Annotated in this window: 21 protein-coding genes, 2 tRNA genes and 2 pseudogenes; 9 read left to right on the top strand and 16 right to left on the bottom strand. The window is 59.8% G+C overall.

Features of this window, described 5'->3' with window-relative positions; genetic code table 11:
- Together DFO48_RS19240 and DFO48_RS19235 are read left to right on the top strand one after the other, a co-directional pair.
- Positions 1–186, top strand: a pseudogene (locus tag DFO48_RS19240) (porin); the annotation flags it as partial.
- 280 nt (positions 187–466) lie between these two features.
- Positions 467–811 (top strand): DUF4148 domain-containing protein, encoded by a 345-nt coding sequence (locus DFO48_RS19235; protein ID WP_114864466.1) that lies wholly within the window; start codon positions 467–469, stop codon positions 809–811.
- Positions 812–1,110: 299 nt separating this feature from the next.
- Here DFO48_RS19235 and DFO48_RS19230 read toward each other — a convergent pair whose 3' ends face one another.
- The gene (locus DFO48_RS19230) at positions 1,111–1,920 is read right to left on the bottom strand and encodes an MBL fold metallo-hydrolase (protein ID WP_114864465.1); all 810 of its coding nucleotides are present in this window, start codon (positions 1,918–1,920) and stop codon (positions 1,111–1,113) included.
- A 373-nt stretch (positions 1,921–2,293) separates the two neighbouring features.
- Between DFO48_RS19230 and DFO48_RS19225 the strand changes: the two genes are divergently transcribed.
- Positions 2,294–2,989 carry a helix-turn-helix domain-containing protein gene (locus DFO48_RS19225; RefSeq protein ID WP_233506468.1) on the top strand — a complete coding sequence of 232 codons (696 nt, stop codon included), beginning with the start codon at positions 2,294–2,296 and terminating at the stop codon, positions 2,987–2,989.
- A 245-nt stretch (positions 2,990–3,234) separates the two neighbouring features.
- On the opposite strand, the pseudogene DFO48_RS25505 reads toward DFO48_RS19225, so the two are convergent.
- Positions 3,235–3,921: pseudogene (locus tag DFO48_RS25505) on the bottom strand (IS5/IS1182 family transposase); the annotation flags it as partial.
- A 187-nt stretch (positions 3,922–4,108) separates the two neighbouring features.
- On the opposite strand from DFO48_RS25505, the gene DFO48_RS19215 reads away from it, so the two are divergent.
- Complete coding sequence (locus DFO48_RS19215) at positions 4,109–5,245, top strand: iron-containing alcohol dehydrogenase (protein WP_114864462.1); 1,137 nt, start codon at positions 4,109–4,111, stop codon at positions 5,243–5,245.
- An 18-nt stretch (positions 5,246–5,263) separates the two neighbouring features.
- Here the strand turns inward: DFO48_RS19215 and DFO48_RS19210 are convergent, their stop codons facing one another.
- From DFO48_RS19210 to DFO48_RS19180, 7 genes are all read right to left on the bottom strand, one after another.
- On the bottom strand, positions 5,264–7,690 hold the full coding sequence (locus DFO48_RS19210) for an AI-2E family transporter (RefSeq protein ID WP_114864485.1): 2,427 nt from the start codon (positions 7,688–7,690) through the stop codon (positions 5,264–5,266).
- Between the two features lie 298 nt (positions 7,691–7,988).
- Positions 7,989–9,008 carry a patatin-like phospholipase family protein gene (locus tag DFO48_RS19205; RefSeq protein ID WP_114864461.1) on the bottom strand — a complete coding sequence of 340 codons (1,020 nt, stop codon included), beginning with the start codon at positions 9,006–9,008 and terminating at the stop codon, positions 7,989–7,991.
- A gap of 133 nt (positions 9,009–9,141) precedes the next feature.
- Positions 9,142–9,855, bottom strand: a complete 714-nt coding sequence (locus DFO48_RS19200) for a sensor histidine kinase (RefSeq protein WP_233506467.1) — start codon at positions 9,853–9,855, stop codon at positions 9,142–9,144.
- A 156-nt stretch (positions 9,856–10,011) separates the two neighbouring features.
- Positions 10,012–10,773, bottom strand: a complete 762-nt coding sequence (locus DFO48_RS19195) for a response regulator transcription factor (RefSeq protein WP_003077190.1) — start codon at positions 10,771–10,773, stop codon at positions 10,012–10,014.
- 207 nt (positions 10,774–10,980) lie between these two features.
- Entirely contained in the window at positions 10,981–11,823 is an 843-nt protein-coding gene (locus tag DFO48_RS19190) for an HDOD domain-containing protein (protein WP_034349177.1), read from the bottom strand.
- Positions 11,824–11,889: 66 nt separating this feature from the next.
- A complete protein-coding gene (locus DFO48_RS19185; RefSeq protein ID WP_233506466.1) occupies positions 11,890–13,038 on the bottom strand; it encodes a S9 family peptidase in 1,149 nt (382 codons plus the stop codon).
- Between the two features lie 159 nt (positions 13,039–13,197).
- The gene (locus DFO48_RS19180; RefSeq protein WP_003077181.1) at positions 13,198–15,579 is read right to left on the bottom strand and encodes a Tex family protein; all 2,382 of its coding nucleotides are present in this window, start codon (positions 15,577–15,579) and stop codon (positions 13,198–13,200) included.
- A gap of 178 nt (positions 15,580–15,757) precedes the next feature.
- Between DFO48_RS19180 and DFO48_RS19175 the strand changes: the two genes are divergently transcribed.
- Positions 15,758–16,876, top strand: coding sequence for a DUF72 domain-containing protein (locus tag DFO48_RS19175; RefSeq protein WP_003077180.1), 1,119 nt, complete (start codon positions 15,758–15,760; stop codon positions 16,874–16,876).
- A gap of 113 nt (positions 16,877–16,989) precedes the next feature.
- On the opposite strand, the gene DFO48_RS19170 is transcribed toward DFO48_RS19175, so the two are convergent.
- Entirely contained in the window at positions 16,990–18,093 is a 1,104-nt protein-coding gene (locus tag DFO48_RS19170) for an enoyl-CoA hydratase/isomerase family protein (RefSeq protein WP_114864459.1), read from the bottom strand.
- A 217-nt stretch (positions 18,094–18,310) separates the two neighbouring features.
- Between DFO48_RS19170 and DFO48_RS19165 the strand changes: the two genes are divergently transcribed.
- Positions 18,311–18,739, top strand: coding sequence for a YbaN family protein (locus DFO48_RS19165; RefSeq protein ID WP_003077176.1), 429 nt, complete (start codon positions 18,311–18,313; stop codon positions 18,737–18,739).
- 108 nt (positions 18,740–18,847) lie between these two features.
- Here DFO48_RS19165 and DFO48_RS19160 read toward each other — a convergent pair.
- Positions 18,848–18,924, bottom strand: a tRNA-Pro gene (locus DFO48_RS19160).
- Positions 18,925–19,093: 169 nt separating this feature from the next.
- Positions 19,094–19,170, bottom strand: a tRNA-Pro gene (locus DFO48_RS19155).
- A 577-nt stretch (positions 19,171–19,747) separates the two neighbouring features.
- On the opposite strand from DFO48_RS19155, the gene DFO48_RS19150 reads away from it, so the two are divergent.
- Entirely contained in the window at positions 19,748–20,788 is a 1,041-nt protein-coding gene (locus tag DFO48_RS19150) for a porin (protein ID WP_003077175.1), read from the top strand.
- Between the two features lie 95 nt (positions 20,789–20,883).
- On the opposite strand, the gene DFO48_RS19145 is transcribed toward DFO48_RS19150, so the two are convergent.
- From DFO48_RS19145 to DFO48_RS19130, 4 genes are read right to left on the bottom strand one after another with little or no spacing between them, the layout of a single operon-like run.
- The gene (locus tag DFO48_RS19145) at positions 20,884–21,588 is read right to left on the bottom strand and encodes a hypothetical protein (protein ID WP_034349176.1); all 705 of its coding nucleotides are present in this window, start codon (positions 21,586–21,588) and stop codon (positions 20,884–20,886) included.
- On the bottom strand, positions 21,585–22,574 hold the full coding sequence (locus tag DFO48_RS19140; RefSeq protein WP_003077171.1) for an MlaD family protein: 990 nt from the start codon (positions 22,572–22,574) through the stop codon (positions 21,585–21,587). Before DFO48_RS19140 ends, DFO48_RS19145 begins: the two co-directional genes overlap by 4 nt.
- Positions 22,575–22,587: 13 nt before the next feature.
- Positions 22,588–23,391 (bottom strand): ABC transporter permease, encoded by an 804-nt coding sequence (locus DFO48_RS19135; RefSeq protein ID WP_003077169.1) that lies wholly within the window; start codon positions 23,389–23,391, stop codon positions 22,588–22,590.
- A gap of 57 nt (positions 23,392–23,448) precedes the next feature.
- Entirely contained in the window at positions 23,449–23,922 is a 474-nt protein-coding gene (locus tag DFO48_RS19130; protein WP_003077167.1) for a Cd(II)/Pb(II)-responsive transcriptional regulator, read from the bottom strand.
- A gap of 39 nt (positions 23,923–23,961) precedes the next feature.
- On the opposite strand from DFO48_RS19130, the gene DFO48_RS19125 reads away from it, so the two are divergent.
- Both DFO48_RS19125 and DFO48_RS19120 read left to right on the top strand, forming a co-directional pair.
- Positions 23,962–26,091 (top strand): cation-translocating P-type ATPase, encoded by a 2,130-nt coding sequence (locus DFO48_RS19125; RefSeq protein WP_114864458.1) that lies wholly within the window; start codon positions 23,962–23,964, stop codon positions 26,089–26,091.
- Positions 26,092–26,195: 104 nt separating this feature from the next.
- The gene (locus DFO48_RS19120; RefSeq protein ID WP_003077164.1) at positions 26,196–26,657 is read left to right on the top strand and encodes a hypothetical protein; all 462 of its coding nucleotides are present in this window, start codon (positions 26,196–26,198) and stop codon (positions 26,655–26,657) included.
- The last annotated feature ends 106 nt before the right edge of the window (positions 26,658–26,763 follow it).

Raw genomic sequence — 26,763 nt, 5'->3', positions numbered from 1 at the left:
GGTCAGTTGCTGGTACTGCGCGGTACCTACAACCTGTCCAAGCGCACTGCGGCCTATGCCTCGCTGGGCTATATGAAGAACAGCGGCAATGCGGCTTTTGGAGCGAGCAGCGCTCAAGCTGGTGGAACACCAATGCCGGGTGTGAACCAGACTGGCTTTGGCATGGGCCTGCGCCACATGTTCTGAGGTCGGTGCACAAATAGAGCGAGTGCGGGTAGCCTGGTGGCCTGCACCCGCTTTTCAAAAGAGGCGGCAGTCCCCCTGGCGGGGCTCGTTCACCAAGATAGACCGGACATGTCTATCTGCCTAAGGGCCGTCCAGGTCGGCATGAGAAGAAGCTGACAACAATGTCACCGCGCTGTCCCGCTTTTGTTGGGGTCGGATTCCTAAGATCCACACATCTCCTCCTTACCTTTCTCAAGGCCTGGGAGATTGTGTTTCACCGACTTTCTTAGGAGCTACCAAAATGTCTCAACGTCGTCTCTCCCTCGCATCCGTATTTGCAAGCGCAGCAGCAGTAGCTGTACTGGCCATGCCGGGGATGGCTTCGGCAGCCTACGAACACCCAGCCAATAACGAGCAAGGCGTGACTATTCATCCGGAACATTTCGTGAGCCAAAAGACACGTGATCAAGTCAGGGCCGAAACTGCAGATGCGATGAAAAGCGGCCGCCTGTCGTACGGAGAAAGCAACTACCCCAACTTTGCCCCCCCTGCAGGTCCCGGTAAAACACGCGAAGAAGTGATTAATGAATTGCTGCGCGAATCTCCAGCAGCGCGGGAAGCTCGTTTGCAGTCCATCGCTCGCTGAGGCCTATGGAGGCCTTATTGGGGCGCCGGTCTTCCTTGACCAGCATTGCGCTATGCGATGACCGGCATGCGTGATCTGACCACCGGCAGCAACTGCCCCATTGCTGCTAGCCGAGTTGCGATGATCAATGCTTGGATTGCCGGCATCACCCAGTCCAAGCCTCTATTCGCTTCCTTCAATTGCTCATCACCCCACCGGCGACGCCCCTGAGCCACTCTTGAAGACCAAGTTCCAAGCGGCCATACATGGAACTTCTCACGTCACACGCGTGCGGCACCTTCTCTCAGGAAGAGTCCTTGCTAGTCAACTGCGGCAAGACTGACTTTATAGCGACGACACTGCCCATCTTCAGGCACCCATACTCGATCAGCGACACCCCGATCTTGAGCGAGAGTTCGCACTTCCTCTCGCGTAACTGGGCAATGATCCAGAGCTTCAAGATGATTCACCACTAGCTCGCCAGGCCAGCAACTTGCAGCTTCCATTACATCTTTGGCATCCATAAGGATTTCTCCTCCCAGATCGAAGCGTGCTCCGCCTGCAGGCAGGATGGCGATATCGGGTCTCAGCCTATGCAGGCAGTCACGTACTGCTGGAGTAAGCAAAGTGTCGCCGGCCACATAGACACTAGGTTCGCCAGGCAATTCCAGCAGGTAGCCGTGACCATGCTCCATGAATCGCCCGACCCACCCTTTCCCATGTACACAGAGGATTGGGGTAATGTGGCCACCGAGACTCCACAACTGGCGCTCCTGAGCGCTCAACAACTCTGCATTGAGTCCCCGCTGGCAAAGGTACTCCGCATCACGCGGCATGCAGAACACAGGGATCTGTCTCTCACGTAGAAAGCGCTTACCGATGCGATCCAGGTGATCGAAGTGTCCGCGCTGGCAATGGGTAATAAGCGCATGTGTAACTCGTTCAAGCACGGCCTCTGAATTCGCAGGAAGTTCGACGATTGGATTGCGCTGCCGTCCACGTCCCAGATAACGCAATCCGGGCAGACTTCCAAGAGGGGCGAGCATTGGGTCGACAAGCAGACCAATGGCCCTGCCTTGGGCCTCAAACTCTAGAACGATAGTGGCATTGCGTAACTGGGTGATCTGCATGAAAAACTCGGAGCTGGAGGAAATGCCTCATTCTTCCGATATGCCTCTGCATGGAAAATGGCAAGACTAGTCAGTTAATTACCAATTCATGCCAGATTCCACATCTCAAATGGAACCATTCCGCCTTGCATTGCTGCTGTATCCCGAATGCATGCCGGCTGGCCTATTTTCTGTAGCGGATATGGTGCGAGCCGCCAACCTGCGCGCAAGGCGTATGGTGTGCGACGTGATCTGGGCAGGAGTAGATACAACGCCAGTCACAACTTGGCAAGGACCGTCGATAGCCCCTAAGACCTGCCTACACGCTGTGCGCGTGGACGCAGTGGTGGTACCAGGCCTGTGGCTATCGTCTGCAAATGACCTGCGAGCCCCATTGCAGAAACTGGCTCCGGTGATCCGAGCATTGCGGGAATTGCCCAAGGAAACCCAGGTGTGGAGCTATTGCGCAGGAGTTCTGCCAGTTGCTGCAAGCGGGAGGTTGCGTGGGCAACGTGCAACGGCAACGTGGTGGCTGCGGGAATCATTGCAAGCCAGCTTTCCACGCGTTGAATGGAGCTTTGATGAGCCAATGATCATCAGCGAAGGCTCGTTGACGGCTGCCGGCGCTCACGGATATCTGCCGCTCGTGCAGCACATGTTGACCAAGAGGCTAGACCCCACTGAGCTTCGAGATCTACAAAATCTACTAATGCTGCCACGCCCTGCAGTGTTGCATGCCGCATTTGCCAATCTGGAACTCATTGCTCTGACTGATGAGTCTCTACGTCATGCACAGATGATTGTGCAGCGCAGCCCCGCAGGCGAGTTGCGCTTGCCTGCGCTTGCTGCCCAATTGCATATCTCTGCACGAACATTGGCTCGGCGAGTGCATGAGCATACGGGTCTGGCTGCAGCTCAGTGGATGCGACGCATCAAACTGCGCCAAGTGGCCGAAGCGCTATGTGAAACCCAACAGCCGCTCAAACGCATTGTCGACGACCTTGGCTTCGCCAGCGAGGCGAGCCTCATCCGGGCATTCAGACAAGCTACCGGCATGACGCCTGTGGCGTATCGTACGGTCCATGCCTGAATCTCCACTCCGATTGAACTGGCCACGGCCGACCAGTCCGCTGGCTGTGACCGACTGAGTTCGACCACTGACGCGCAACTTGAATTGCGACTCAGCGATCCACATGCGTTTGTGTCACGCATGTGGATCGCTTAGGAAACCTTTGCATAACTCCCCGCATGCGTGCCAATTGCGGCAGCATCCCGGCCCATGCAGCAATCTGATCTGGGCCAGAACCTTTTCACCAAGAGCCGCTCACGCTCCTCATCCACGAAGCATGGACAGATGATTGCAGCAGCCGGTTTCAGCAACACTTCGGGTATCCAGTCGCCTTTCAATGCCAATTTGCCGAGTTGCAGATCTCGACTCCTCGCCTAGCAAACCTGCAAGTGATACCGCGCAACCTCAAACAGGCACGGCAGCGCCTTTTGTCGTAACCTTTGTCGTCATGAAGCTTTACCGTTCGTTTGCGTGACCGCCCCGGCAGTTATGCAACGGCTGCATTGCATCCAGATACTTCTCGAACGTCATGAAGTCGGCCTATTGGCACTCCTGACGAAGATCACCAGCACTGGTGCCTCTGGCATCTCCTACGATGTGTTGTTTGCAGCCGATGGATTTATGCCCGTCTCCTGCCCACCAGGAACTTGATGCAGAGGATTCATCGATGCTGGCTCGACCCCAGTCAACCTGGTCATGTTCGCTCAGCCGCACCAGCATCGCCAGATGCAGCTTCTGCCAGACACCGCTCGCAAGTCATACTCCCACCGTAGCCCAAAACTTGGGGGATATCCTCCAAAGAAACGCCTGTTTGCTGCACAAACAGGATGCCGTCGAGAACGGCTTCATTGCACACAGAGAGCTTACATATACCGCTTTTGGCACAGGTGCGAAGGCTGGTATTAGGGCTGCAGCCATCGCCACAGTTCTTTGTTAACGGATTGTCTTGCCATGAAGGCATGAAGGCATGAAGCATCAGCGCTTCAAGTTGGCATCGAAGAGGATGGCGTTATCGTCTCTACCCTGTCCCCTGAGAGACGATTTTTCCCACCCCCTAGGGTTTGCTGTCTTTGCGTGGCAGCATTCGGCTTCTAGGCTTCTAGATTGCCAAGACTCCTCTTTCTACTGAGCAAGCAGAACATGGCCTTCATCAATTACGTGACACAGATCCAGTTTGACTTTGGCGCCGTGCAAATGCTGCGCCAGGAATGCGAGCGTGTGGGTATCAGCAAGCCGCTGATCGTGACCGACCCCGGCGTCAAGGCTGCAGGGATTTTGCAAAAATCCATAGATGCACTGGGTGGCCTGCCCCATGCCGTATTTGACCAGACTCCTTCCAACCCCACTGAAGCGGCAGTACGCGCTGCGGCTGAAATCTACAAAACCCAGAACTGCGATGGATTGATCGCCGTGGGCGGTGGCAGTGCCATTGACTGTGCCAAAGGCGTGGCAATTGCGGCTACGCATGAAGGCCCGCTCTCGTACTACGCGACGATTGAAGGCGGCTCGCCTCGTATTACGGAGCGAGTTGCTCCGCTGATTGCCGTACCCACCACCAGCGGCACGGGCAGCGAGGTAGCGCGTGGTGCGATCATCATCGTGGACGACCATCGCAAACTGGGTTTTCACAACTGGCATCTGGTGCCCAAGGCTGCCATCTGCGACCCCGAGCTCACCTTCGGCCTCCCCCCCATTCTGACGGCAGCAACCGGCATGGATGCCATAGCCCATTGCATGGAAACCTTTATGGCCTCGGCCTTCAATCCACCAGCCGACGGCATCGGCCTGGACGGGCTGACCCGGGGCTGGGCACATATCGAGCGGGCCATGCTCAATGGCAACGATGCAGAAGCCCGCCGCCAATTGATGAGCGCAAGCATGCAAGGGGCCATGGCTTTTCAAAAAGGGCTGGGCTGCGTGCATAGCCTCAGTCACAGCCTGGGCGGCATCAACCCACGCCTGCACCACGGCACGCTCAACGCCATGTTTTTGCCCGCAGTCGTGCGTTTCAATGCCGAAGCCGAAAGCGTTCAGCGCGAGGACCGTCTCAACCGCATGGCGCATGCCATGGGTCTCAGCAGCGGAAGCGATATCCCCGACGCGATCCGAGATATGAATGCCCGCCTGAATCTGCCATCGGGTCTGGCTGCCATGGGCGTGGAGCGTGCACAGTTTGATGCAATCATCAGCGGTGCGCTCAAGGACCACTGCCACGCCACCAATCCACGACTGGCTTCCGCACAGGACTATGAGCAGATGCTCAGCACCTCGCTCTGACAGACTGCACACAAGCGCTCAAGCCTCAACGACAGGGCCCTGCTTGAGCGCTTCACGCACATCGTCCATCAATTGCCTCGCCATGCCGCTGAGCACCTCGAGCTCATCGTCGGACATGTTGCGAGGCTCGTCATCAAGTATGGCTAGGCAGCCCAGCACATTGCCTTTTTTGTCCACCAGAGGCACACCCGCGTAAAAGCGCAGCTTGAGGCTATGCACCACCGAGTCGCTTGCAAATCGGGGGTCTCGCGCCAAGTCCCCGACCACAATGGCCTCTTCTTCATACACGACATACGAGCACACCGTGCCATCACGAGGGAAGCCTTGTTGAGCTCCCTCTTGCGCTGACAGCGGCAGCAGACTTCCCGGCGCAAAGACACGTTCAGCATCCACCCAGGAAACTTGAGCCCACTTGGTGTTGAAAGCGTTCACGGCCTTCTTGGCCGTGTCGCGATACAGCGCTGTCAATGCTGGTGCCAGCACTCCGCTTTCATGCAGCATCTTGACGCGCTGCTCATCGTCATCGGGAATCGGAGCTGCAATCACACACTCGCCGGGATCTCCAACCTGCATGGCCTCTACCCACAGATGCAACTCCCGCAGACTGGTCACGCAGGCCTGCGCTCCTGTCTGTCGGGCAAACTCGGGGTCAGCTGCCACGGCTGGAGCATTCCACAGGCACAGCACCACTCGTGCGCCCGGCCAATGGCGGCGAATGCGCCGCACAATGCGTCTCGCCATGCTTTGTGGCTGGTGGTTGAAAATCGACAGCACCAATAGATCCGATTGCTTCACGGCCTGAACCCACTCGCGATCCGCCAACAAGCCATTGGCATCAAACTGCAAGGACTTCGAGTCCGGGGCAAGTGCCCATCCGGAGCAGCTAACCTCATGACCATGCAAGCTCTCTGCGTGGGCCACCATGGCTGCGCCCAGGGCATCCACCTCCCAACGCACACCCGCGCAATGAATGCGCAGACATCGACGCTGATCACCTTCACCGGGAGCCGCCCGGGCATGCTCGCCACGGCTTCTGAATGCATATTGGTCCTGCAACTCCTCAAGCAAGGCTGCCATGCCATTGGACAGTCGCAAGCGATGTTCGGCCGTCGCCGACTCCAGATGCTGCTGGGTTGCAATACGCAGAGCAGGAATTGCAACCTCATCATAAAACCCGCTGACAGCATTGGCTCTGTCATCCTGGTTGGGCTTCGAGAGCAGGCGCTCCTCCACGGACTGTACGGCCATGCTGATGGCATCATCAGCGTCATCGGCCAGCAGACGCTGGTACAGCCGTTGCTGCGGCCCGAGAACAGGCTCGCTGCCCAGCAATACCTCCATGAATTTGAGCGAGGGAATGTAGCGCCCCAGCACCAGCAGGCACACAGTCAAAGGTGTGGAAAGAATCAGGCCGATCGGCCCCCAAAGCGCTGTCCAGAAGGTTGCGGCAACAATGATTGACAAGGTCGACAAACCTGTACTTGCGCCATATAGCCATGGCTCGATCACATTGTTGCTGATCAGCTCCAGCAGCAGAATCAGGCCCAGAGTCATCAAAAACATATCCCAGCTGGGATCGACTGCAAAGGCCAGCGCCAGCGGAAATACCGCAGACATCATCGGACCCACATAGGGCACAAAACGCATGATGGCACCCAGAACGCCCCAGAGAATCGCCCCTGGCACACCAATGAGCAACAAGCCCATGGCGAGTGGCACGCCATAGCTGACATTGACGATGAACTGCATGCGCAGATACTTGCCAATGCGCTGCGAGGCCTCATCCAGCGCATCGGTGGCCACATTGAGGTTGCCTCCCACCAGCCTAAGCAACCGATCCCTCAGCTCGTCCCTGTCAAGCAGAATCAAAATGACAAACAGCAAGACGATTCCTGCGGTCGTCACCGGCTCGGCAATACGCCCCAGCCACTGCAGCATCCGCGTGGTGGGTTTGGACTCGGGAGGTTGAACCTCCACTTTCTGCACCCGCGCCCTGGCGTTATCCACGCTGGCAATCTCTTTCTCAACGGTGTTGTAGGTTTTGAAAACGCCATCCCAGGCGCTGGGCATGTTTGCGCTCTTGCGCAAACTGCGCAATTTGTCACGGATTGTCGATTGATAGGTCGGCAAGTCAGCGCTGATTTGCTGCACCTGACTACCCAGATACATGCCCAGCCCTCCGAGCGCTGCCAGGGCAAAGGCCACCACCACGATAGCCGAAGCCATTCGCGGCAGTCCCCAGCGCTTGAGCCGGCTGACAGCCGGGTCGAGCAAGAAGCCGAACAGCATTGCCAGGGCCAGAGGAATCAGCATGTCTCGCCCGAAGTACAGAGCAAGGATCACGATGGAAGCAATCATCAATCCGATGAGCAGGCGCAATGCCGGCAGCATTTCTGCCAAATGCACAAGCCCGGGAGCCACATTGCCCCTGGCACGTCTGTCCATGCCCTCCCACAAACCAGGCGCAGGCTGCCGGCCCTCTTCGGCCGAACCCGTCTCTCGCGAGAGAGTCTCGATTTCGACCGGCGCCCCCGCATAGGGCTTGGTGGGCGCAACCGCTCCAAAGTTGACCTCGGGGGAGGGAGACGACTCATCGGACGGAGACTTCTCGTTTCGGTTCTCGGACATGGACATCGTTGGTGGACTACGGTCTGTGATTTTCGGAGTCAAAGTGTGCTCATCTGGAATTGCAGCTGGCTCTGCCTCCTTCTGCTGTCAGGCTTTGTCTCAATTTGCAAGAAAGCTACAGCGCCTCGACCCGGCTCGGATCGGGTGCATGCAGCCACTGCGCAAACTCCTCGGCCAGTTGCTGACTGGCCGACGTCGCCACATTCCAGGCCTTGGCACGCGCATCATGGTCGATGCCGTAACTCAGAAAGTCATGCCGGTCCGGCAACTTGCCATTGGGCAGGCGGGCCACCCATGCAGGGTCGGGTGCCAGTACCACCATCGAGTCCAGGTACGAGCTGGAGCCATGGCGCCATTTCAGCCCCTTGTCCAACCAGCCTGGAATCACCGCTTTCTGGAAATGAGGATATAGCACCACCCCATCGCCGTGACGAGAGGCCAAATAATCCAGATGCATGTGATAGTCGGTAATGCCACCATCCCAATAGGCGCCCTTGGGAGCATCTGAAATGTCTTGCACGGCATCCAGCACGAAAGGGATGGAGCAACTGGCTCGCAAGGCATCCATGAAATTACTCTCCGTCAGCCGGGCCTGCGCAGACCGAATGTCCGCAACACCAAAGGGAAGAGCATGCACGGCATCGTTTGCAGAAGAGGAAAAGATCACACGCTCCAGCAGGCAGCCCAATGCCGACCGATGCAATGCATTGCCGGCAAACGCGGCCGCATAGCCCAGTGGAGTGCGCCAGGACGATGCACGTGACAGCAGACCACGCCCGCGGGCGGCGATCACATGCAGCCTATAGCGAGGATTCGCCAGAACTTCACTCACACGCCCGCCGTAAAAGTCCTGTAGTGACTGAGCAAACCGCTCACTGACCAGCGAAGACGGCGTGCGCTTCTGCCCTTCGGGGGGATCAAAGCGCTGTGCAATATAGTCACGCTCCAGTCGCTCAAATGCGTCCACTGGTGCGTCCAGGCAAGCCGTCGCCATGCGCCAGGCACCGATGGAAGCGCCAATCAGATCTACCGGCTGTGCGCTGGCCTGCAACCACTGCCCAAAGATGAAGCGATCCAGAGGTCCGAGAATCAAGCCCTTGGGACCACCTGCCGCCGCCGGTATGACTCTGACCATATCCGGCTGCAAGCCCCGCCGCTCTATAGACTGCCGCGCCTTTGGTCCGGCATAGATTCGCAATGCTCTTGTGGATGACGTCATGTGGGCATTGTGCTTTCAAGCCCCGTTGCTCGCGATCAGCTCGGCGACTTCACCAGTTGAGCGAGACCGAGGTACCGCCACCGGGTCGGGCTGAGATGCTCAGTTTCGCCCCCATGACAAGCGCTCTGCGGCGCATATTGACCCACCCCATGCCAGCAGATGCTACGCCCGGGATTTGCCTGCCATCAGCCGGTCTGACGGGCCCCGCATCCTCAATGCTCAGGCGAGCATGCACAAAGGAGGCATCTGAAAAACTTGAAGCACTTTTCCACCGTTCGTCGGCAGCCAGCGTGATCCAGAGTTCAAGCGCGTCAGTGTGCTGCAGCACATTGCTCACAGCCTCCTTCACCACTGCCATGATTTCCTCGGCCATGGCGCCGCATGGCAGGCTGCCGGTATCGCCAGACATCTCCGGGTCCCAAACATCCCAGTGCAGACTCATGCCTCGATGATCCAGCACGGGTTGCAGCCTGTGCCTGAAACGTGCCAGAAGGACACCCAATGGTTCATTTCGGCTATCCATGGAATCAACAATCAGCCGTAGATCGAGCAGGCATTGTTCTGCGTTGCTGCGAATCGCCGGGTTCGTGCCGAGATCGGTCAGGCTGATCAGCTGCACCAGCTGGCTGCCGACATCATCATGCAATGCCTCCGCTATGCGCCTACGCTCCAGCTGTACCTCTCTCGATGGACGTACGCTTTTACGTCTGCGCCACAGCACGCTGCGATATGCAAGAGGCAACAACCAGGCGACAGCCGCCATGCAGCCCCCCGCACCTAGCGCCGCAGTCCACCAGGCAGCTGAATTGAACACCGCTCCAGTCTGCAAAAGCAAGGGCAGCCACAGCAGCAGCTGAACACTCCACAGTAGCAGCTGCCAGACGTAGGACATGGTGAATGCGTTCACAGACGCTGGCGCCTAGAACCAGCCACGCAAGTAGGCGAAACGCACGGCTTGTGCTCGGGTGCGCACCTGGAGTTTGCGATAGATGTTCTTGATGTGCGTGTTGACCGTCATGGTGCTGATCTCCAACTGCGTGCCGATCTCTGCACTGGTATTGCCGCTGGCAACCATACGCAAGACCTCGCATTCGCGGCTGGAGAGCCTGTCGGACATATCAGAGCCCGGAATGGCTCCGGTGGCCGGCCGCTTGTCATACCGCTGCAACAGCCGCCTGGCGAGACTGGGGGTAATGGATGCACCGCCATTGACGACCTGCAGCACCGCTTGAGGATAGTTGCCAAACCAGGAGTTCTTGACCAGATAGCCGGTTGCACCCAACTCAAAAGCGTGCAGCACCTGCTCTTCCGTCTCCACCACCGAAACCACAATGACCTCGGCCTGCGGGCGCTGGCTTTTCATCACCTCAATCAACTCAAGGCCATCGTCAGCCCCCAGCTTCAGATCCAGCAACATGACATCAAACTCATGTTGACGAATGGCTTTTCTTGCATCCTTGAGGTTGTCCGCCTGCGCGACCACCATGGTGCGCCGATCATTCATGATTTCCTGCGCGATCACCATGCGTAGATGCGCATCATCGTCCACCAACAGCACTCTGACGGGCTTGTCGGGCTGCCCCACCATGTGATCGGGCCACATGGAAGGACTCCCCAGCTCCACAGCCATGGGTCGAAGCATCAAGGCATCACCAGAGTTGTTTGCACTGTTCGGGTCCATTTCTCTCTCCTGGCCAGAGTTGCTTGCCGGGGACTCAGGATGGTGCTCAAGACACCATATAGAAAAAAACTCCCCAGCGCGTCATTAGATAGTTTTTAGCAATTAAAACTGCAACTCAGCGTAAGAAAAAATGCAATTTGAGTAATCACGGTTTTCTGACGACCCTGTTCAAAACCGCCAATTCCTCATCACAATCGCCCAGGCGACCTAAAACTGAACATCCAGAGAGCCTGCCGCGTGCCAGTCGATAGATGCCTGACGCAGCACCATGTCGATGTCCATGCCCAGCGCCAGTCCAGTTTCAGCAGGGAATGTCACTGCCAGCTGGCGCTCACCCCAGTTAAGCGCGCGAGTCGATGCTCGCCAGACGGCCAGATGCAGCACCCCCGTCAAAGGCTCGAATACAGGCTGCTCCATCGGCGCATGCATGAACTGAAAGGCATCGCTGATCAGCTCTGGAAAATTCCACTGCCGCGCCAGATGGGCCGTAATCTGCCCTGAGCAATAGCCCATCAGCTGCATCTCCACCTGGGGGCGCTTGGGATGCATGGGCTCCAACAGCTCGGAAAGTCTGAAGAAAGTGTCTGGGTCGGCAGCCTGCAGCAACAGCTCTCCCAGGCCATGCAGCAGTCCCAACGTATATGCCTGCGAGGCGTTGGCCTGAACCGACATTGCAAGCGCGCGCGCCATACGTGCCGTGTCCAGGCTGTAGCGCCAGAAATTCGCCAGACTCCAGCCTGCCGAGACATGAGATGCACTGACTGGGGCCGCCTTTTGCACCAATTGTCGCAACTGAACCGGCGCCAGCAGCACCAGTGCTTCGGGAATGCTGTGAACGCGTTGCCCCAGCAGATGCGCTGGCCCATTGGCCGCTGCCAGCAGACGAGCGGTCAAGACCGGATCGGTGGAAAACAATTGCACCAGACTGCGCATGCCGGGCTCTGGCTTGCGCAGTTCACTCGACAGCAGCGCAACGACGCGCGGCTGGCTTGGCAGCAATACATGCTGCTCCAGCAGAGTTGCCAGACTCAATGGTTTGACGCGGCTCATCTGGGTCAAAGGCGATAGCAAGGCTGTCGCCACCACGAAACGAACAGGAGTGGGCTCATAGGAATGTCAGAGCTTTTCATCTCTATTCAATTGCACAGGCTGGCCCATGACCAACTGGCTGGCAAGCTTGCGTGTCAGGGGTTGTAACACGGAAAAGTGATCAGCCCCCTGAACCGAGACGCAATGCAGCTGATTCGATTTTCGTGCGGCGCACATATTGTCAAGGCTGTTGATATTGCCGGGGCTCTTGCTGCCCTCGATGATCCACGTCGGACTCTTTATGGCATGCAGCCAGTAGACAGGCGAACGCAAGCGCTTTTCATCCGCCGAGATCAAACCCCATTTCACAGGCCAGCCATAGCCGCTGACCTCGTCCACAGGGCCAAACGCGAACACCCCCTGAACTGGCAACCCTGCCGTCGCCGTCAGCAAAGCCAGCGTGGCTCCGGTGCTGTGCCCACCGAGATAGATGCGTGCCGGGTCGACATAAGGCAGCTGTGCGGCCTGCAGGATGGCTGCAGCCACATCCTGCACTTCCCCCCAGAAATACTCACGCTGGCCGGGATTGTCATTGCCGCCGCGCAATGTTGGAAACAGCATTGCCATGCCAGCCTTGCGAAAAGCACTGGCGCTTTGGTCATTGGCGGCTGGCCCTTCGCTCCAGAAATCGTCCAGGCTATTGGTGTCTCCTCCCGTCAGCCAGACCATCAAAGGCAGCTTCTTCCCATCCCTGGGGTCCGGAGTGACAAAGGCATTGAGTTTCAGGTCCCCGCTCTGATAGCTCATGGAAACAAACAGCTGGGAAGGCGGTGTAGGCATCGGCTGGATGGGCTTATGTGCCCCCGGCAACAAGGCTGTCGCAATCTGTGTTGTCTTGCCCAAGCGAGCCTGCATCAGGTTCTGCAGAGCGATTTCACCAGAAGCGATCTGTTGCTCAACCACCTGCTCGATCTGCGCCTGCTCCGCGCGCTGGCTCTCGTGCAGCTTGCGAGCGGCAGCGTGACGCACTTTGGCCGTCTCATGCTCTGCCATAGCAGCACGCGTGATGCAGCGCCGTTGTTGATCTATGTTGATGCCCTCTTCCTGGGCCTTGTCGACCTGGGCAAGATTGAGCTTGACAGTATGACAAAAGTCATTGCTCTCTGGCGCCAGGGCTGGTGGCCAGACCAAGGCTGCAGGCTGCTGGGCATGGGCCTTGTTTTTGATTTTGTCCAACGATATCCAGCCGCGCGATGCCATCTTGGCGCCGATAAAGACCACCAAAATTGCCACCCCTATGGCCGGCAGTATCACCCGCCCCCTCGCTTTGCGCATTGATGTGCTCCCACAAAAAGGCCGCCTGTAATATGAATTAAGTGGCGGCCTGATAGGAGATTATTTCTTTAATCCCTGCAACTTCGCAAAGGCTGATGCCATGGCGTTTTGCTCTGTGGGCTGATTGCCACGCTGGGGTTGTGCATAGCCACCACGGTTGCCGCCGCCATAGCTGTTGCCGCGGCCTGCGCCTTCAAAGCGGTTGTCGCGCGGGCCGTCTCGGCGCGCAGGCGCCGCATCGAGCTTCATGGTCAGACTGATGCGCTTGCGGTCCACATCGACTTCCAGCACCTTGACCTTGACGATCTGCCCAGTCTTGACCACCTCACGGGCATCTTCGATGAACTTGTGACTCATCTGACTCACGTGTACAAGCCCGTCCTGATGCACGCCCAGATCCACGAACGCGCCGAACTGGGCCACGTTGCTGACCGTGCCTTCCAGCGTCATTCCTTCCTTCAGGTCCTTGATGTCTTCCACACCATCATTGAAGCGGGCGACGACAAAGTCGGGACGCGGGTCGCGGCCGGGCTTCTCCAGCTCGCCAAGAATGTCCTTGATGGTCACAGCACCAAATTTTTCATTGGCAAACTGTTCAGGCTTCAAAGACTTGAGCACCTCGCCACGACCCATGATCTGGTCCACGGGCTTGCCGGTAGAGACAATGATCTGCTCCACCACAGGATAGGTTTCGGGGTGAACGCCTGTCATATCGAGCGGATTGTCCCCACCACGAATGCGCAGAAAGCCTGCGGCCTGCTCGAAAGTCTTAGCCCCCAGACCGGCCACCTCCATCAGTTGCTTGCGGTTCTTGAACGAGCCATTGGCATCGCGCCAGCGCACCACCGACTTGGCGACCGAACCCGACAGGCCTGATACGCGCGTCAGCAGCGGAGCCGAAGCGGTGTTCAAGTCCACTCCCACGGAGTTCACGCAATCCTCGACCACGGCATCCAGCTGGCGCGCCAGCTCGCTCTGGTTCACATCGTGCTGGTACTGGCCCACACCAATGCTCTTGGGGTCGATCTTGACCAGCTCGGCCAGCGGATCCTGCAGGCGGCGGGCAATCGATGCCGCACCACGCAGGCTCACGTCGATATCGGGCATTTCCTGCGCCGCAAACTCACTGGCCGAATAGACCGAAGCCCCGGCCTCGCTCACCACCACCTTCTCGATCTTCTTGTCGGCCTTGGTGGCTATCTTGATGAGATCCGCCGCCAGCTTGTCGGTTTCGCGGCTGGCTGTGCCGTTGCCGATGGCAATCAGATTGATATCGTGCTTTTCCACCAGACGGGCGAGCGCGGCCAGCGAGCCATCCCAGTCGCGGCGCGGCTCATGCGGGTAGATGGTTGTGGTGTCCACCAGCTTGCCCGTGCTGTCCACCACGGCCACCTTGACGCCGGTGCGAATGCCGGGATCCAGGCCGATCACGGCCCGCTGGCCGGCGGGTGCCGCCAGCAGCAGGTCACGCAGATTGTCGCCAAACACCTTGATCGCCACCTTCTCGGCGTCTTCGCGCAGGCGGCTGAACAGGTCGCGCTCGGTGGACAGGCTCAGCTTCACGCGCCATGTCCAGGCAACGCATTTACGAATCAGATCGTCAGCGGCGCGCTTGGCATGGCTCCAACCCAGGTGCAGCGCAATCTTGCCCTCAGCAAGGCTGGGTTGGCCCGGTTCAGGCTCGACTGGTTGCACCAGCTTGGCTTCGAGAACCTCCAGTGCACGGCCGCGGAACACGGCCAGCGCACGGTGCGAGGGCACGCGGCCAATGGGCTCGTCGTATTCGAAATAGTCGCGAAACTTGGCGACCTCGGGGTCGCTTTCGTTCTTGCTCTCGACCTTCTTGGACTTGAGCAGGCCTTCATCCCACAGCCATTCGCGCAGCTTCTGCACCAGCGCCGGGTCCTCGGCCCAGCGCTCGGACAGGATGTCGCGTACGCCGTCCAGCACTGCAAAAGTGGTGCTGAAGTCGGGGCCGGGCTTGCCGTCGTCCAGCGTCGTCGCAGGCTTGCAGAAAGCCTCGGCTTCCTTGTGCGGGTCCAGCGTGGGGTCGGCAAACAGCTTGTCGGCCAGCGGCTCGATGCCGAACTCCTTGGCAATCTGACCCTTGGTGCGGCGCTTTTGCTTGAAGGGCAGGTAAATGTCCTCCAGCTCCTGCTTGGTCGGTGCACTGGCAATCGCCAGGCGCAGCGCATCGGTCAGCTTGCCCTGCTCGTCAATGGCCTTGAGCACCGTTTCGCGGCGGTCGTCCAGCTCACGCAAATAGGTCAGGCGCTCGTCCAGCGTGCGCAGCTGCGTATCGTCCAGACCGCCCGTGGCCTCCTTGCGGTAGCGGGCCACAAACGGAACCGTGGCGCCACCATCGAGCAACTCCACTGCCGCGCTCACCTGCTGCGGCTTGACATTCAGTTCTTGAGCAATCTGACCAATGATTTTTTGCATTCGATATTCGCCCCACGGCGTTCAACACAGGAAGCCGATGAGTTTGCCATAGGCATGCCGCCAGACCGCCCTAGATATCTGGCAGAAGTGCAAGCAAACCTTAAAAACTATGCTTTCCATAGCTGCTTTCCATTGATGAGAAAGCGTGGAAGGCCAATTTCATTAGAATTATTGCGACATGACCGATACCTTCCAGGACGATTTTTTTGCCGATGAGCTGCCTCCCTCCGGAGACGGCGCCGGCAAAGCACCGCCTGAAGAAGCGCCGCAGGCCGATGGCCCAGGTGAACGCAAACCCAGACGCGGCGCGATTGCCCTGGCCCCGGCAGCCGCGCAGTACCAGGAGCTGGCCGCACAACTGCCACCCCTGCTGCGCATGGGCGTCTCGACCTGGTCCTATCCGGGCTGGGAGGGCTTGGTCTGGGACGGAGCCTATGACAGCAGCGTGCTGGCCAAAAAAGGCCTGACGGCCTATCACCGGCACCCGTTGCTGCGCACCGTCTGCGTCGACCGCACCTTCTGGAGGCCGCTGACGGCCAGCCAATATGCCGCCTTTGCCGCTCAGGTCGATGCCGACTTCCGCTTTGTCGTCAAATGCCCGGCTGGCATTACCGATGCCCAGGTACGCAGCGAGGAAGGTAAGCCGCGCGAAGCCAACCCCGCGTTTCTGGACCCTGGCCTGGCCATAGAGCATTTCGTGGAACCCACTCTCGAAGGTCTGGGCAGCAAACTGGGCGTTCTGGTCTTTCAGCTCAGCCCCCTACCCTGGAATCTGCTCAGCCGCCCTGCCCTGTTGATGGACAAGCTGGGCCTGCTGCTGGCCACCGTGAAACAGGCGCTGCAAGCACATCCGCAGGTCGTCGTTGCCGTCGAGGTGAGAGACCCTGAACTGCTGACCTCGGCACTGGCCCAGACACTCAAGCTCCATGACGCGACCTACTGCTTAGGGCTGCACGGCAAGATGCCTCCCATCGAAGAGCAGTTGCCCACGTTGCGTGCCTTGTGGCCCGGGCCGCTGGTGTGCCGCTGGAATCTGAATCGCCTCTTTGGCGCTTATGGCTATGCCGATGCCCAGAAGAAGCACCAGCCGTTCAACGAGATCCTCAGCGAAGACCTGCATACCAGGGAGCGGCTGGCCCGCACGATTGCCGGCATCACCGGTGCCGGTCAACCCGCTTTTGTGACCATCAGCAACGATGCCGAGGGATGTGCCCCACGCTCGATAGCGCTGCTGGCGCAGGCACTTGCGAGTCTTGCAGACCCTAGCCCGGACAAGCATCCGCGCTCGCCGTCCTGAATTGATACTAAAAATACCATCAAACGTTTACCAGAAAAGCGCTGATAGCTATCAAAATAAACAAAGCCCGACAGCATCGAGTCTGTCGGGCTTTGTTTTGATAAGGAGCCGAATCAGCCTTGCAGCGCCGCCAGCGGGTGAGAATGCGCAGGCCAGGGGCTGTCAAAGAACGCCTGCCACTCGGCATCGCTCACCTCTTCGATGCTGGCAGGATTCCAGCGCGGGCTGTGGTCCTTGTCCACCGCCAATGCGCGGATGCCCTCCACGGTTTCGCTCCGACCCGGGCGCAGATAAAAGCAGTGGCGCACCATATCGCGCTCCATGCGCAGATCTTCAGCCAGAGTCATCTGGCGTGCGCGACGGATTTGCTCCAGCACCACATGCAGCATCAGCGGAGAGCGCTTGCGCAGCGTAGCAGCTTCGGCCTGGGCCCAGTCGCTGCCGGCCTGCAAGGCCTTGACAATGGCCGCCACCGTGGGCTGGGAGAAGCAGGTGTCGATTTCAGCACGGTGCGTCACCACCTTGGGTTCGGCGCTCACAAAGCGGGAGCGCACCACGGCATTGAGCGCCTCCACATTGGCAAAATCCGTGGTCGCCAGGGTCTCCCACAGCTCTGCCTGCTGTTCGGCGGGAATGCAGCCATCGGCCAAACCAAAAGCCAGGGCATCGCCCGCACCGATGGTATCGCCGGTCAAGGCCAGCCATTCGCCCACGGCACCGGGGCAGCGCGAGAGGAAGTAGCCTCCCCCCACATCGGGGAACAGGCCAATGGCCGTCTCGGGCATGGCCATCTTGGTGCGTTCGGTCACGATGCGCAGCGAGCCGCCCTGGCTGATACCCATGCCGCCGCCCATGACGATGCCATCCATGAAAGCGATATAGGGTTTGCCAAAGCTGTGGATCAGATGGTTGAGCGCATATTCCTCGGTGAAGAAATCTTCGAGTTGAGGATTGCCACTGCTGCCGGCCGAATGCAGAAAGCGGATGTCACCACCCGCGCAAAACGCCCCGAACACCCCTTCCTTGTTGCTGCCACGAATGGCCACGCCCAGAATCGAGTCGTCTTTTTGCCAGGCCAGCAAAGTGCCCAGCAGATCGCGCACCATGCCCAGAGACAGCGCGTTGAGCGCCTTGGGACGGTTGAGCGTAATCATGCCCAGCTTGCCACGGACTTCGGCAATCACATCGGACATATCGGCGCTCGGGGTGGGGGTCATTGTCTTGCTCCTTGAATCAATTCCATGCTGGTCGCCAATCGGTCGCCAGGCCATGCGCACCGATTATGCGGGTGCACTCCGCGCAAGCAGGGACAAGGACGTGACAAATACCGCCAGCATCTGCAGCCACAAAGCCCGAACGGTCTGCAATGCTGACTAATATGGGAGCCGTGCCAGGCTGCAGCTTCACCAGTTTCTGCGGCCCATCTTCTGCCTCATGAACGATCTGCCACCACCGCCCGAAACCCCTCGCGAAGAACCGCATCTGGAGCCCAAACAGCTTTCCGCGCCGCTGCGCTATCTGCTCATTGCTTTTGCGCTGGTTTGCGTGATATTGGGGCTGATAGGCGCCGTGGTTCCCGGCATGCCCACCACGGTATTCATACTGATGGCCGCCTGGGCGGCGGTGCGCAGCTCGCCCAGGCTGCACCGCTGGCTCTATGCGCACCGTGTGTTCGGCCCACTGCTGCACAACTGGGACACCGGTGGCAAGGTCAGCCGCCGCGCCAAATGGACGGCAACCGTCAGCATGGGCGCCAGCAGCCTGCTGATTCTGTATTTTTCGTACAAGCCATGGCTCACTGCGATGACGTTGAGCATCATGGCCTGCGTGCTGCTCTGGTTGTGGCTCAGGCCCGAGCCGTAGAGGCAGGGCCGGCTCCAAGCAACGATGCCGGCAGCCCCGGGGCTTTCTTTGAAGCAGAGAGCAGAAATAGAAAAAGGCCCGTGATTTTCATCACAGGCCTTTTCAATTTGGTCGGAATGGCGGGATTCGAACTCGCGACCCCTTGCACCCCATGCAAGTGCGCTACCAGGCTGCGCTACATTCCGTGTCGATGACGCTATTGTAACCGATTTTTGACCATCTTTTGGGAAGGCCGCAACTCGAGCAGTTGCTCGGTTATCAACCACGACGGTCATCTAACGCTGCAGGTTTCATAGCGAACCTCGCAGCGGCATTGAAAAAGGCCTGTGATTTGCATCACAGGCCTTTTCAATTTGGTCGGAATGGCGGGATTCGAACTCGCGACCCCTTGCACCCCATGCAAGTGCGCTACCAGGCTGCGCTACATTCCGTGTCGATAGGATGAATTATATGGAGGAAAAACACCCTCCCCTGGGAAAACGCGCACTTTTTTCAAAAAAGTACCAAACAGGTGCTGAAAGCCGCAGGCCTGAGATCAACGCACGCCCGGCCACATAAGCGCTGCGCGCGCGCAGCACACTCCGGCAAATCGCAAGCCCTGCTCAGGGCTTGACCAAGACTGCCCAAGAGAACGACAAGAGTGGGCGCTTCAGCGATTCCAAGCAGGCATCCATCGCCGAGCCACACCTGTTCCATACGCTGACACTGTCATCGCCGGACCTCCTGATCAAACCAGGCTCACCAGGAATGACTGTTATTCCTTGATCACGGAACCATCAGCACTCACTCTCATTCGACGGGCCTCCCCCAGCCGCTTTGCACGGCAATATCGATAGCACCAATACAGTGCATACAAGAGATTTCCCTGAGTCCTTGAGGTAAAAAAACCACTGTCATATCGCTGAAAAGATGATTTCATCGGCATCCGCGGAACTGCAGAGCAAGCTGTATACAAACCCCCGCTATATTTCAAAACGTAAATCCAATATCTAACTCGAGAGGACACTCATGAAGACCGCTTTTATCGCCATGGCTGCAGCCCTGGCCTGCTCCGGCGCCGCTTTTGCCCAGAGCAATGTGCAACTGACGGGCCTGGCCGATATGTATGCCGGCTCCGTCAAGATGGCCGGCCAGGACCGCAAGGGCGTTGTCGGCTCCGGCGGCATGACCACTTCCTGGTGGGGCCTGAAGGGTACGGAAGACCTGGGCGGCGGCCTGAAGGTCGATTTCAACCTCACCGCTTTCATGCGCATGGACACGGGTGAACCCGGCCGCTTCCCTGGCGACACCTTTTTCTCGCGCGATGCCAATATCGGCCTGAACGGCAACTTCGGCCGCATCGGCCTGGGCCGCGACAAGGCGCCTAACTTCCTGCCCACCATTCTGACCAACCCCTTCGGCGACTCGTTCACCATCTCGCCTCTGGTGCTGCATGCGAACACGCCCACCTTCGGAGTCTGGGACAGCTCCCGTCTGACCACGCCCGCCGACACCGGCTGGAGCAATATGCTGGTCTACACGACACCTAACTTCGGCGGTCTGACTGCCAATGTCTACTACCAGTTCGGCGAGCAAACAACTCCTGGCAACAAGAGCAAGAAGAACGTCGGCGTGAACGCTCTGTATTTCAGCGGTCCTCTGAGCCTGACGGCCTTCTACGAGCGCGACCAGATCACCAACCCCGGCAGCGGCACAGTCATGCCCACCAAGAGCGACTGGATGGTCGGCGGCAGCTACAACTTCAACGTTGTGAAGCTCTACGCCACCTACGGCCAGGCCAAGGTCAAGGATCTGGATACTAAGAGCAAGACCTACTCGCTGGGTCTGGACATTCCGGTCTCCGGCACCCCCGGCACTGTGAAGGCAGCCGTAGCCCGCACCAAGTACGAAGCAGCCACCGACGCCACACGCACCACCGCAACCCTGGGTTACGACCACTTCCTGTCCAAGCGCACCGATGTCTACACCGCTCTGATGTACGACCGCGTGACTGATGCCAACCCCAAGACCGGCACCAGCCTGATCGCCGGTATCCGTCACCGTTTCTAAGCACTGGACTCGAGCGGGCCTCTGGCTCGCCATCCATAAAAAAGCGAGGCCTGAGCCTCGCTTTTTTATTTCCGAGCCTATGACCGGCGGCCTGTTCACTTGGGCGCGGATGTCTCCAACAGCTTCAGCCGACGCTGCAACTGCGCCTGCTGTTCCGCATCGCCGCTCTGCTGCGCTGCCTTGAGCTGCAGCAGCAACCAGGCCATCAAAGGCCTGCGCCAGCCTTGCTCGGAAGCGGTATCGACGCCTTGCTGGAGCAGGGCTGGGCCGGCAGCTCCACCACGCAGCAGCACGCCCGCCGCTACCAGTCTCGATAGCGGATCCTTGATCTCGGCCACAGCTACCGCACCTGAGGCGCCGCCGAGCAGTTGCCGCGCCACGGCACGCTGTGCCTCTGGCAATAGCTCTGTATCACCCGCTTGCGGCCGGGCCTGCAGGTAACGGGCATAGGCTTGTTCTTGCTGGCCCGCATCCTGCGCCAGCGCCTCATAGGCCGGACAGGCATTCCAGTCCAAGCTGGCCACTTGCGCTGCGCAGCGCATCAACTCCAGTTTGGCGGCCTGTGCGGGTTGGCCGGTGCTGGCCACGGCATCACGTGCCTTCTGCCACTGCAGCGCCTCCACACGCTGCTGTCCCTGCAAATAGGCCTGGGTGGCTTTCTGCGCCGCAGCTTCGGCGCTCAACGCCCAATCCGGTGCCGGAGGGTGGCTGCCGCAGGCTGAAATCGCTATGACAAATATAGCAGCCATCGCCTTCCCATAATGGCCTAGAGTTTGTTTTTGCTTGATTTTTTGCTTCATGGCAGCTTCAACTCCGGCTTGTGGGAAAACGGCCATTTGCGCTGCAGATCGTTGAGCACGGACTCCAGTCGGAGCAGATTGCTTTCCACCTCGGCGCGCAGCGCGCCCAGATCGGTCGAGGCCTCGCGGGCATTGCCGCCCACCACCTGCATATCGGCCAGCACGGCGTCAACCTTGGCCATGCTTTTGCGCGTATCGGCCAGCAAACCATTGAGCTGCTCCATGGTGGCCTTGACCTGGGGCATGACGCCATTCGCATCAAAGACCTGGCTGTCGGCGCGCGCCACCATCCGATCCATGCGTCCGAGCAGGGAATTGGCATGCTCCAGCATCTGGCCCACCTTCTTCGCTTCCTCATCGCTGCCCAGCACCGCGCCCAGAACTCCGCCCTGGCCCTGCATGCGCTCGGCCAGCTTGCGCACTTCGGCCAACGATCCGCCCAATGCCGAATCTGTGGCGGTCAGAGCTGCCACATTGGCCAGCACCTCCTTGGCGGAACTGATGATCTGAGGCAGCTCTGCCGTAGCATCACCGCTGAGCACGGGCCGCACAGAGTCCGGCGGTAGCGGTGCATCGCCCAGCATGCCGGTATAAGCCTTGATGGTAGTGCCGCCCACCAGTCCCTTGACCAAGGTGAACACGCTGGACTGGCGCAGCCAGTGGGCATCCTTTTCGGTCACATCGACCAGAATGCGGACCGAGCCGTCCTCGGCCAGCTCTATCTTGCGCACGCGGCCTATGGGAAAGCCCGAGAACGTCATATCCATACCCACGACCACGCCTTCGGAGTCATCGGCCGTCAGCACCAGACGCTGCGTGGGCTCGAACACTCCACGCGCGTAGAGCAGATAAGCGGCAGCACTCAGAATCAAGATCAGGGTCAGCGCCAGCAGCGCGGCTGCCTTGGCGCGCAGGTGCGCGACGGGTTTGAGGCTGAGCAACTCCTCGTCAATCAGTTGCTCCTCAGCCATACGCGTTTCGCTCATGGCTCCATCCTTTTCAGTAATAGTTGCCCATGAGCGAGATCACCTCGATCAGGAGCAACACGGCAAACATGCGTGCAAAGCCACCCAGCTCCGCCCCGCCCTGCCTGTGTCGCGCAACAGGCGTGTACATGGCAGAGGCCAGCGGCATGACGGCCACCGTGAGACTGAAAAACCAGGTCTTGAGCACGAACACCAGCGTCAGCGACGGTGTGAAGATCTGGCCAAAGATGCGTGTGTACGCACCAAACCCGGCCAGGCTGAAGCCATAGACGCTCAGATACACGGTGACCAAGGCAACGATGCAGCTGAGTGCGGCCAGCGTGATTGCGGCAAACACGCCCGCCGCCGCACGCGGCACCAGCGCCGCACGGACGGGGTCAATGCCTTGCGTCTTCCACTTCGCGAGCTGGCCCTGCATACGCATCTGCACCACCTGCACGCCGGCTGGAATGGTGCAGCGCATGGCCACAAACAGTGCAGCCGTCAGCGGTATCAGCTCGATCACCATCACCCGCACCACCAGATCCAGCGCATAGCGCGACAGGCCGTAACTTTGTGCGGTGACAATGACGATGCGCGCAATTACCGCACACAGCAGGGCCGCCAGCGCGGTAAAGCCTGTGAGTATGGGGGCGGTCTGCGCAAACATCTGCTGGGCCAGCATGGCCCGCCCGCGCTTCTGGTAGCTCGACGGCGAGCTGACCAGCACCAGCAGCACGGCTGTCAGATAAATGCTGCGCCACCACGCCAGGGCCTGCGCGCCCAGCGCGGCCCAGATCCGCCCCGGCAGCTTGATGGTGGTTTCACTCCAACTCATGCAGGAATGATAGCGTCCACTTCAGGGTGCAGGCGCAGCCACCACTGTTGCAGTCTGTCAGACATGGCGCTTTGCTGCAGCGCTGCCCTGCAGGCCTTCAGGCAAGGGCTCATCGGCCTGGGCATGCAAGGCCTCGATGATGTGGCAGAAGCTGTCCGAGCCGTCGCACTGGCTGCGCAGCTGCATCAACTCGTGCTCCAGCGCCTGCAGCTCGGCCAGCCGCTCGCGCACATGACCTAGATGGGCGTCCAGGGTCTTGTTGGCAGCCACGCAATCGGCCTTGCGTGCACCATCAAGCGCCAATAGGGTTCGGACCTCGTCGAGCGACATATCCATGGCCCGGCACAGCCGGATAAAACGCAGACGGTGCACATCGACATCGGTATAGAGCCGGTACTGGTTGTCCTCGCGCACGCCGGGCGAGAGCAGTTGCTCCTTCTCGTAGTAGCGGATATTGGCTGCAGCAATACCGGAACGCTTCGCTGCCTCGCCAATGCGCCAGCGCGGAATATCGTGCGAATTGAGTGACATGCTTGACCTTGAAGTGACTTTATTGTTTTCAATACTGCCATGAAGCAAGAAAGCCTGTCTACCCACGCCCATGGCGGCGGCCGCAATGGTCATTCACATGATCACGATCATGAGCATGCCCATGCGCCCGCCACGTCCAAACCCGTCGCCGCCACCGCTGCATCGAGCTGCGGCACGGGCTGCTGCGCACCGTTTTCCATCAGCGAGCCGGCCAAGAGCCAGGGTCATGATGAAGGCGACGGTCATGACCATGCTCACGACCATGGCGTGCTGCCGGGCTGGCCGCGCATCTACGCTGCTCTGGCGGCGGCTCTGGCGGCCGAGGCCTGCCACTGGTTTGGCGGCGACGGCGCCAACTCCACGCTCCAATACCTGGGCATGGCGCTGGCCGTGCTGGGGATAGCGTTGTCAGGTCTGGGCGTCTACAAGGCCGGTCTCAAGGATCTGCTGCGGTTCAAGCTCGGCATTCATGCTCTGATGGCAGTGGCAGTCACGGGCGCCTTCATCATTGGCCAATGGCCCGAAGCCGCCATGGTTATGGCGCTCTATGCCGCTGCCGAGCGCATCGAAGACCAGGCCATGGACAAGGCCCGTCTGGCCATCCGCAATCTGCTGCAACTCGCGCCCGAAACTGCCGATGTACTGCAGTCCGACGGCAGCACTGTGCGCATGGCCGCCAGCGAGGTGCCCCTGGGCGCCGTGCTGCGCGTGACGCCCGGCGCTCGCGTGCCGCTGGACGGACTGGTCACCGAGGGCGAAAGCTCGGTCAACCAGGCCCCCATCACGGGCGAGAGCGCGCTGGCGCACAAAGGCCCGGGCGACGAGCTGTATGCAGGCTCCATCAACCAGGACGGCGAGCTGCACCTGCGCGTGACCGCGCCGGCCAGCGACAGCCTGATTGCTCGCATCGTCCATGCCGTGGAGCAGGCGCAATCTTCCAAGGCCCCCACCCAGCGCTTTGTCGACCGCTTCGCCGAGATCTACACCCCCATCGTGCTGGTGCTGGCGATTGCCCTGGGCCTGCTCGCCCCCTGGCTGCTGGACTGGAGCTGGCATCAGGCCGCTTACCAGGCCTTGGCCCTGCTGGTCATCGCCTGCCCCTGCGCCCTGGTACTGTCCACCCCCGTCACTGTGGTCAGCGCGCTCACGGCTGCGGCCAAGCGCGGCATTCTCATCAAAGGCGGCAGCGCGCTGGAGTCGGCCCGCCAGCTCAAGGCCATTGCACTTGACAAAACCGGCACACTGACTACAGGCTCGCCCAGGCTGGTGGACTGGCAGAGCTGGAATGCGGCGAGCAGCGATGACGCCGCTGCCCGTGCCTATGCGCTGGCATCGCGCTCCGACCACCCGGTATCGCGCGCGATTGCCCAGGGACTGGAGACCCAGGTCGGCAAGGACTTTGCCGAAGCACAGCAATTGCAGGCCCTGCCCGGCCGCGGTGTGCAGGCCCAGATCGGTGCTGAACACTGGACGCTGGCCAATCTGCGCTGGGTGGGCGAGCAAGGCTGGGACAGCGCCGAACTCAAGGCTGCGCTAATGCTGCAGGAGCAACAGGGCCGCACCGTCACCCTGCTGGCCAACGAGCAGGGCGTGCAGGCGCTGTTTGCCGTGGCCGACCCGCTGCGTCCCCAAGCCAAGGCAGCCGTGGCCCAGCTGCAGGCGCTAGGTGTCAAGCCCATTGTGCTCAGCGGCGACAACAGCGCCACCGTGCGCACGGTGGCCGCTGAAGCGGGCATCAGCGATGCGCGCGGCAATATGCTGCCCGAGGACAAGCTCAAGACCCTGAGCGAGTTGCAGCGCGACATCGGCCCCACGGCCATGACAGGCGACGGTATCAACGACGCGCCGGCACTGGCCCAGGCCGATATAGGCTTTGCCATGGGCGGCATGCATGCCACCGACATGGCCATGGAGACCGCCGATGTGGTGCTCATGAACGACGACCTGCGCCGCATCCCCGAGGTGGTTGATCTCTCGCAGCGCGCACACAGCGTGCTCTGGCAGAACATCAGCCTGGCCCTGGGCATCAAGCTGGCCTTCTTCGTTCTGGCCGTCAGCGGCAATGCCAGCATGTGGCTGGCCGTGCTGGCCGATATGGGTGTGAGCCTGCTGGTGGTCGCCAATGGCCTGCGCCTGCGCCATTGGGGTAACAGGCCTGAGAATGCATGAAATTCGACTTTAGCCCTTGATGGGCAAGCGCAAGCAGCTATCTAATTTACGATTTACTGCACCGGGCGGGGAACTAAACCCCGCCCTTCGCTATCATTCAGCCCATGCGTCGCTTTTTCTCCTTATTCCTGGTTTTGCTGCTGGCCCTGCGCGGCCTGGCAGGCGATGCCATGGCCATGGAGCAGAACACCGACCAGGCCCATCACATGGGACATGCACTGGTGCAGACGCAAAGCCTGGATGAAGTGGCCGCCATGGCAGCCGCTGTGCACCACGCGCATGCAAACCTCGCGACCGACGCACAGCCGCATCACGATATGGCCGCGTCCCACAAGGCAGGCCCTGCAGGGGCCGTCAGCTGTAGCGCCAAGGTCGCCGACAGCGACTGCCACCAGCATGAAGGCCATTGCACGGCCTGCGGCATCTGCCACTCGACGCTGGCCAACCCCGAATTGCTGACGCTTCACTCCAGCCTCCCACTGGCCGCCCAGCCGGCCCATGGTGCAGCGCGCTTTGCCAGCGCCGCACCTGCCGAACTCGTCAAACCACCGATTTCTGCGCTCTGACGCCCTAGGTGCGTCCGCATTTTGATGGCAGCCACCGTGCTAGCTGTCTAGTTTCGAGCCGTCAAACGCTCATAACTGCGGACCTTCTCCCGGTTTTAGACGACAG

The sequence above is a fragment of the Comamonas sp. AG1104 genome (assembly GCF_003350425.1).
Lineage (GTDB): Bacteria > Pseudomonadota > Gammaproteobacteria > Burkholderiales > Burkholderiaceae_C > Comamonas > Comamonas testosteroni.
This window is presented reverse-complemented; position numbering and strand designations above follow the sequence as displayed.

Bases quoted from the DNA above. Each gene is read 5' to 3' on its own strand.
- DFO48_RS19195 (WP_003077190.1), bottom strand. From the start codon at position 10,773: ATGGACCCGAACAGTGCAAACAACTCTGGTGATGCCTTGATGCTTCGA.
- DFO48_RS19190 (WP_034349177.1), bottom strand. From the start codon at position 11,823: ATGAGCCGCGTCAAACCATTGAGTCTGGCAACTCTGCTGGAGCAGCAT.
- DFO48_RS19120 (WP_003077164.1), top strand. From the start codon at position 26,196: ATGCGTCGCTTTTTCTCCTTATTCCTGGTTTTGCTGCTGGCCCTGCGC.
- DFO48_RS19235 (WP_114864466.1), top strand. From the start codon at position 467: ATGTCTCAACGTCGTCTCTCCCTCGCATCCGTATTTGCAAGCGCAGCA.
- DFO48_RS19205 (WP_114864461.1), bottom strand. From the start codon at position 9,008: ATGGTCAGAGTCATACCGGCGGCGGCAGGTGGTCCCAAGGGCTTGATT.
- DFO48_RS19170 (WP_114864459.1), bottom strand. From the start codon at position 18,093: ATGACCCCCACCCCGAGCGCCGATATGTCCGATGTGATTGCCGAAGTC.
- DFO48_RS19150 (WP_003077175.1), top strand. From the start codon at position 19,748: ATGAAGACCGCTTTTATCGCCATGGCTGCAGCCCTGGCCTGCTCCGGC.
- DFO48_RS19165 (WP_003077176.1), top strand. From the start codon at position 18,311: ATGAACGATCTGCCACCACCGCCCGAAACCCCTCGCGAAGAACCGCAT.
- DFO48_RS19145 (WP_034349176.1), bottom strand. From the start codon at position 21,588: ATGAAGCAAAAAATCAAGCAAAAACAAACTCTAGGCCATTATGGGAAG.
- DFO48_RS19135 (WP_003077169.1), bottom strand. From the start codon at position 23,391: ATGAGTTGGAGTGAAACCACCATCAAGCTGCCGGGGCGGATCTGGGCC.
- DFO48_RS19140 (WP_003077171.1), bottom strand. From the start codon at position 22,574: ATGAGCGAAACGCGTATGGCTGAGGAGCAACTGATTGACGAGGAGTTG.
- DFO48_RS19175 (WP_003077180.1), top strand. From the start codon at position 15,758: ATGACCGATACCTTCCAGGACGATTTTTTTGCCGATGAGCTGCCTCCC.
- DFO48_RS19200 (WP_233506467.1), bottom strand. From the start codon at position 9,855: ATGGCGGCTGTCGCCTGGTTGTTGCCTCTTGCATATCGCAGCGTGCTG.
- DFO48_RS19180 (WP_003077181.1), bottom strand. From the start codon at position 15,579: ATGCAAAAAATCATTGGTCAGATTGCTCAAGAACTGAATGTCAAGCCG.
- DFO48_RS19230 (WP_114864465.1), bottom strand. From the start codon at position 1,920: ATGCAGATCACCCAGTTACGCAATGCCACTATCGTTCTAGAGTTTGAG.
- DFO48_RS19210 (WP_114864485.1), bottom strand. From the start codon at position 7,690: ATGGACAGACGTGCCAGGGGCAATGTGGCTCCCGGGCTTGTGCATTTG.
- DFO48_RS19130 (WP_003077167.1), bottom strand. From the start codon at position 23,922: ATGTCACTCAATTCGCACGATATTCCGCGCTGGCGCATTGGCGAGGCA.
- DFO48_RS19125 (WP_114864458.1), top strand. From the start codon at position 23,962: ATGAAGCAAGAAAGCCTGTCTACCCACGCCCATGGCGGCGGCCGCAAT.
- DFO48_RS19215 (WP_114864462.1), top strand. From the start codon at position 4,109: ATGGCCTTCATCAATTACGTGACACAGATCCAGTTTGACTTTGGCGCC.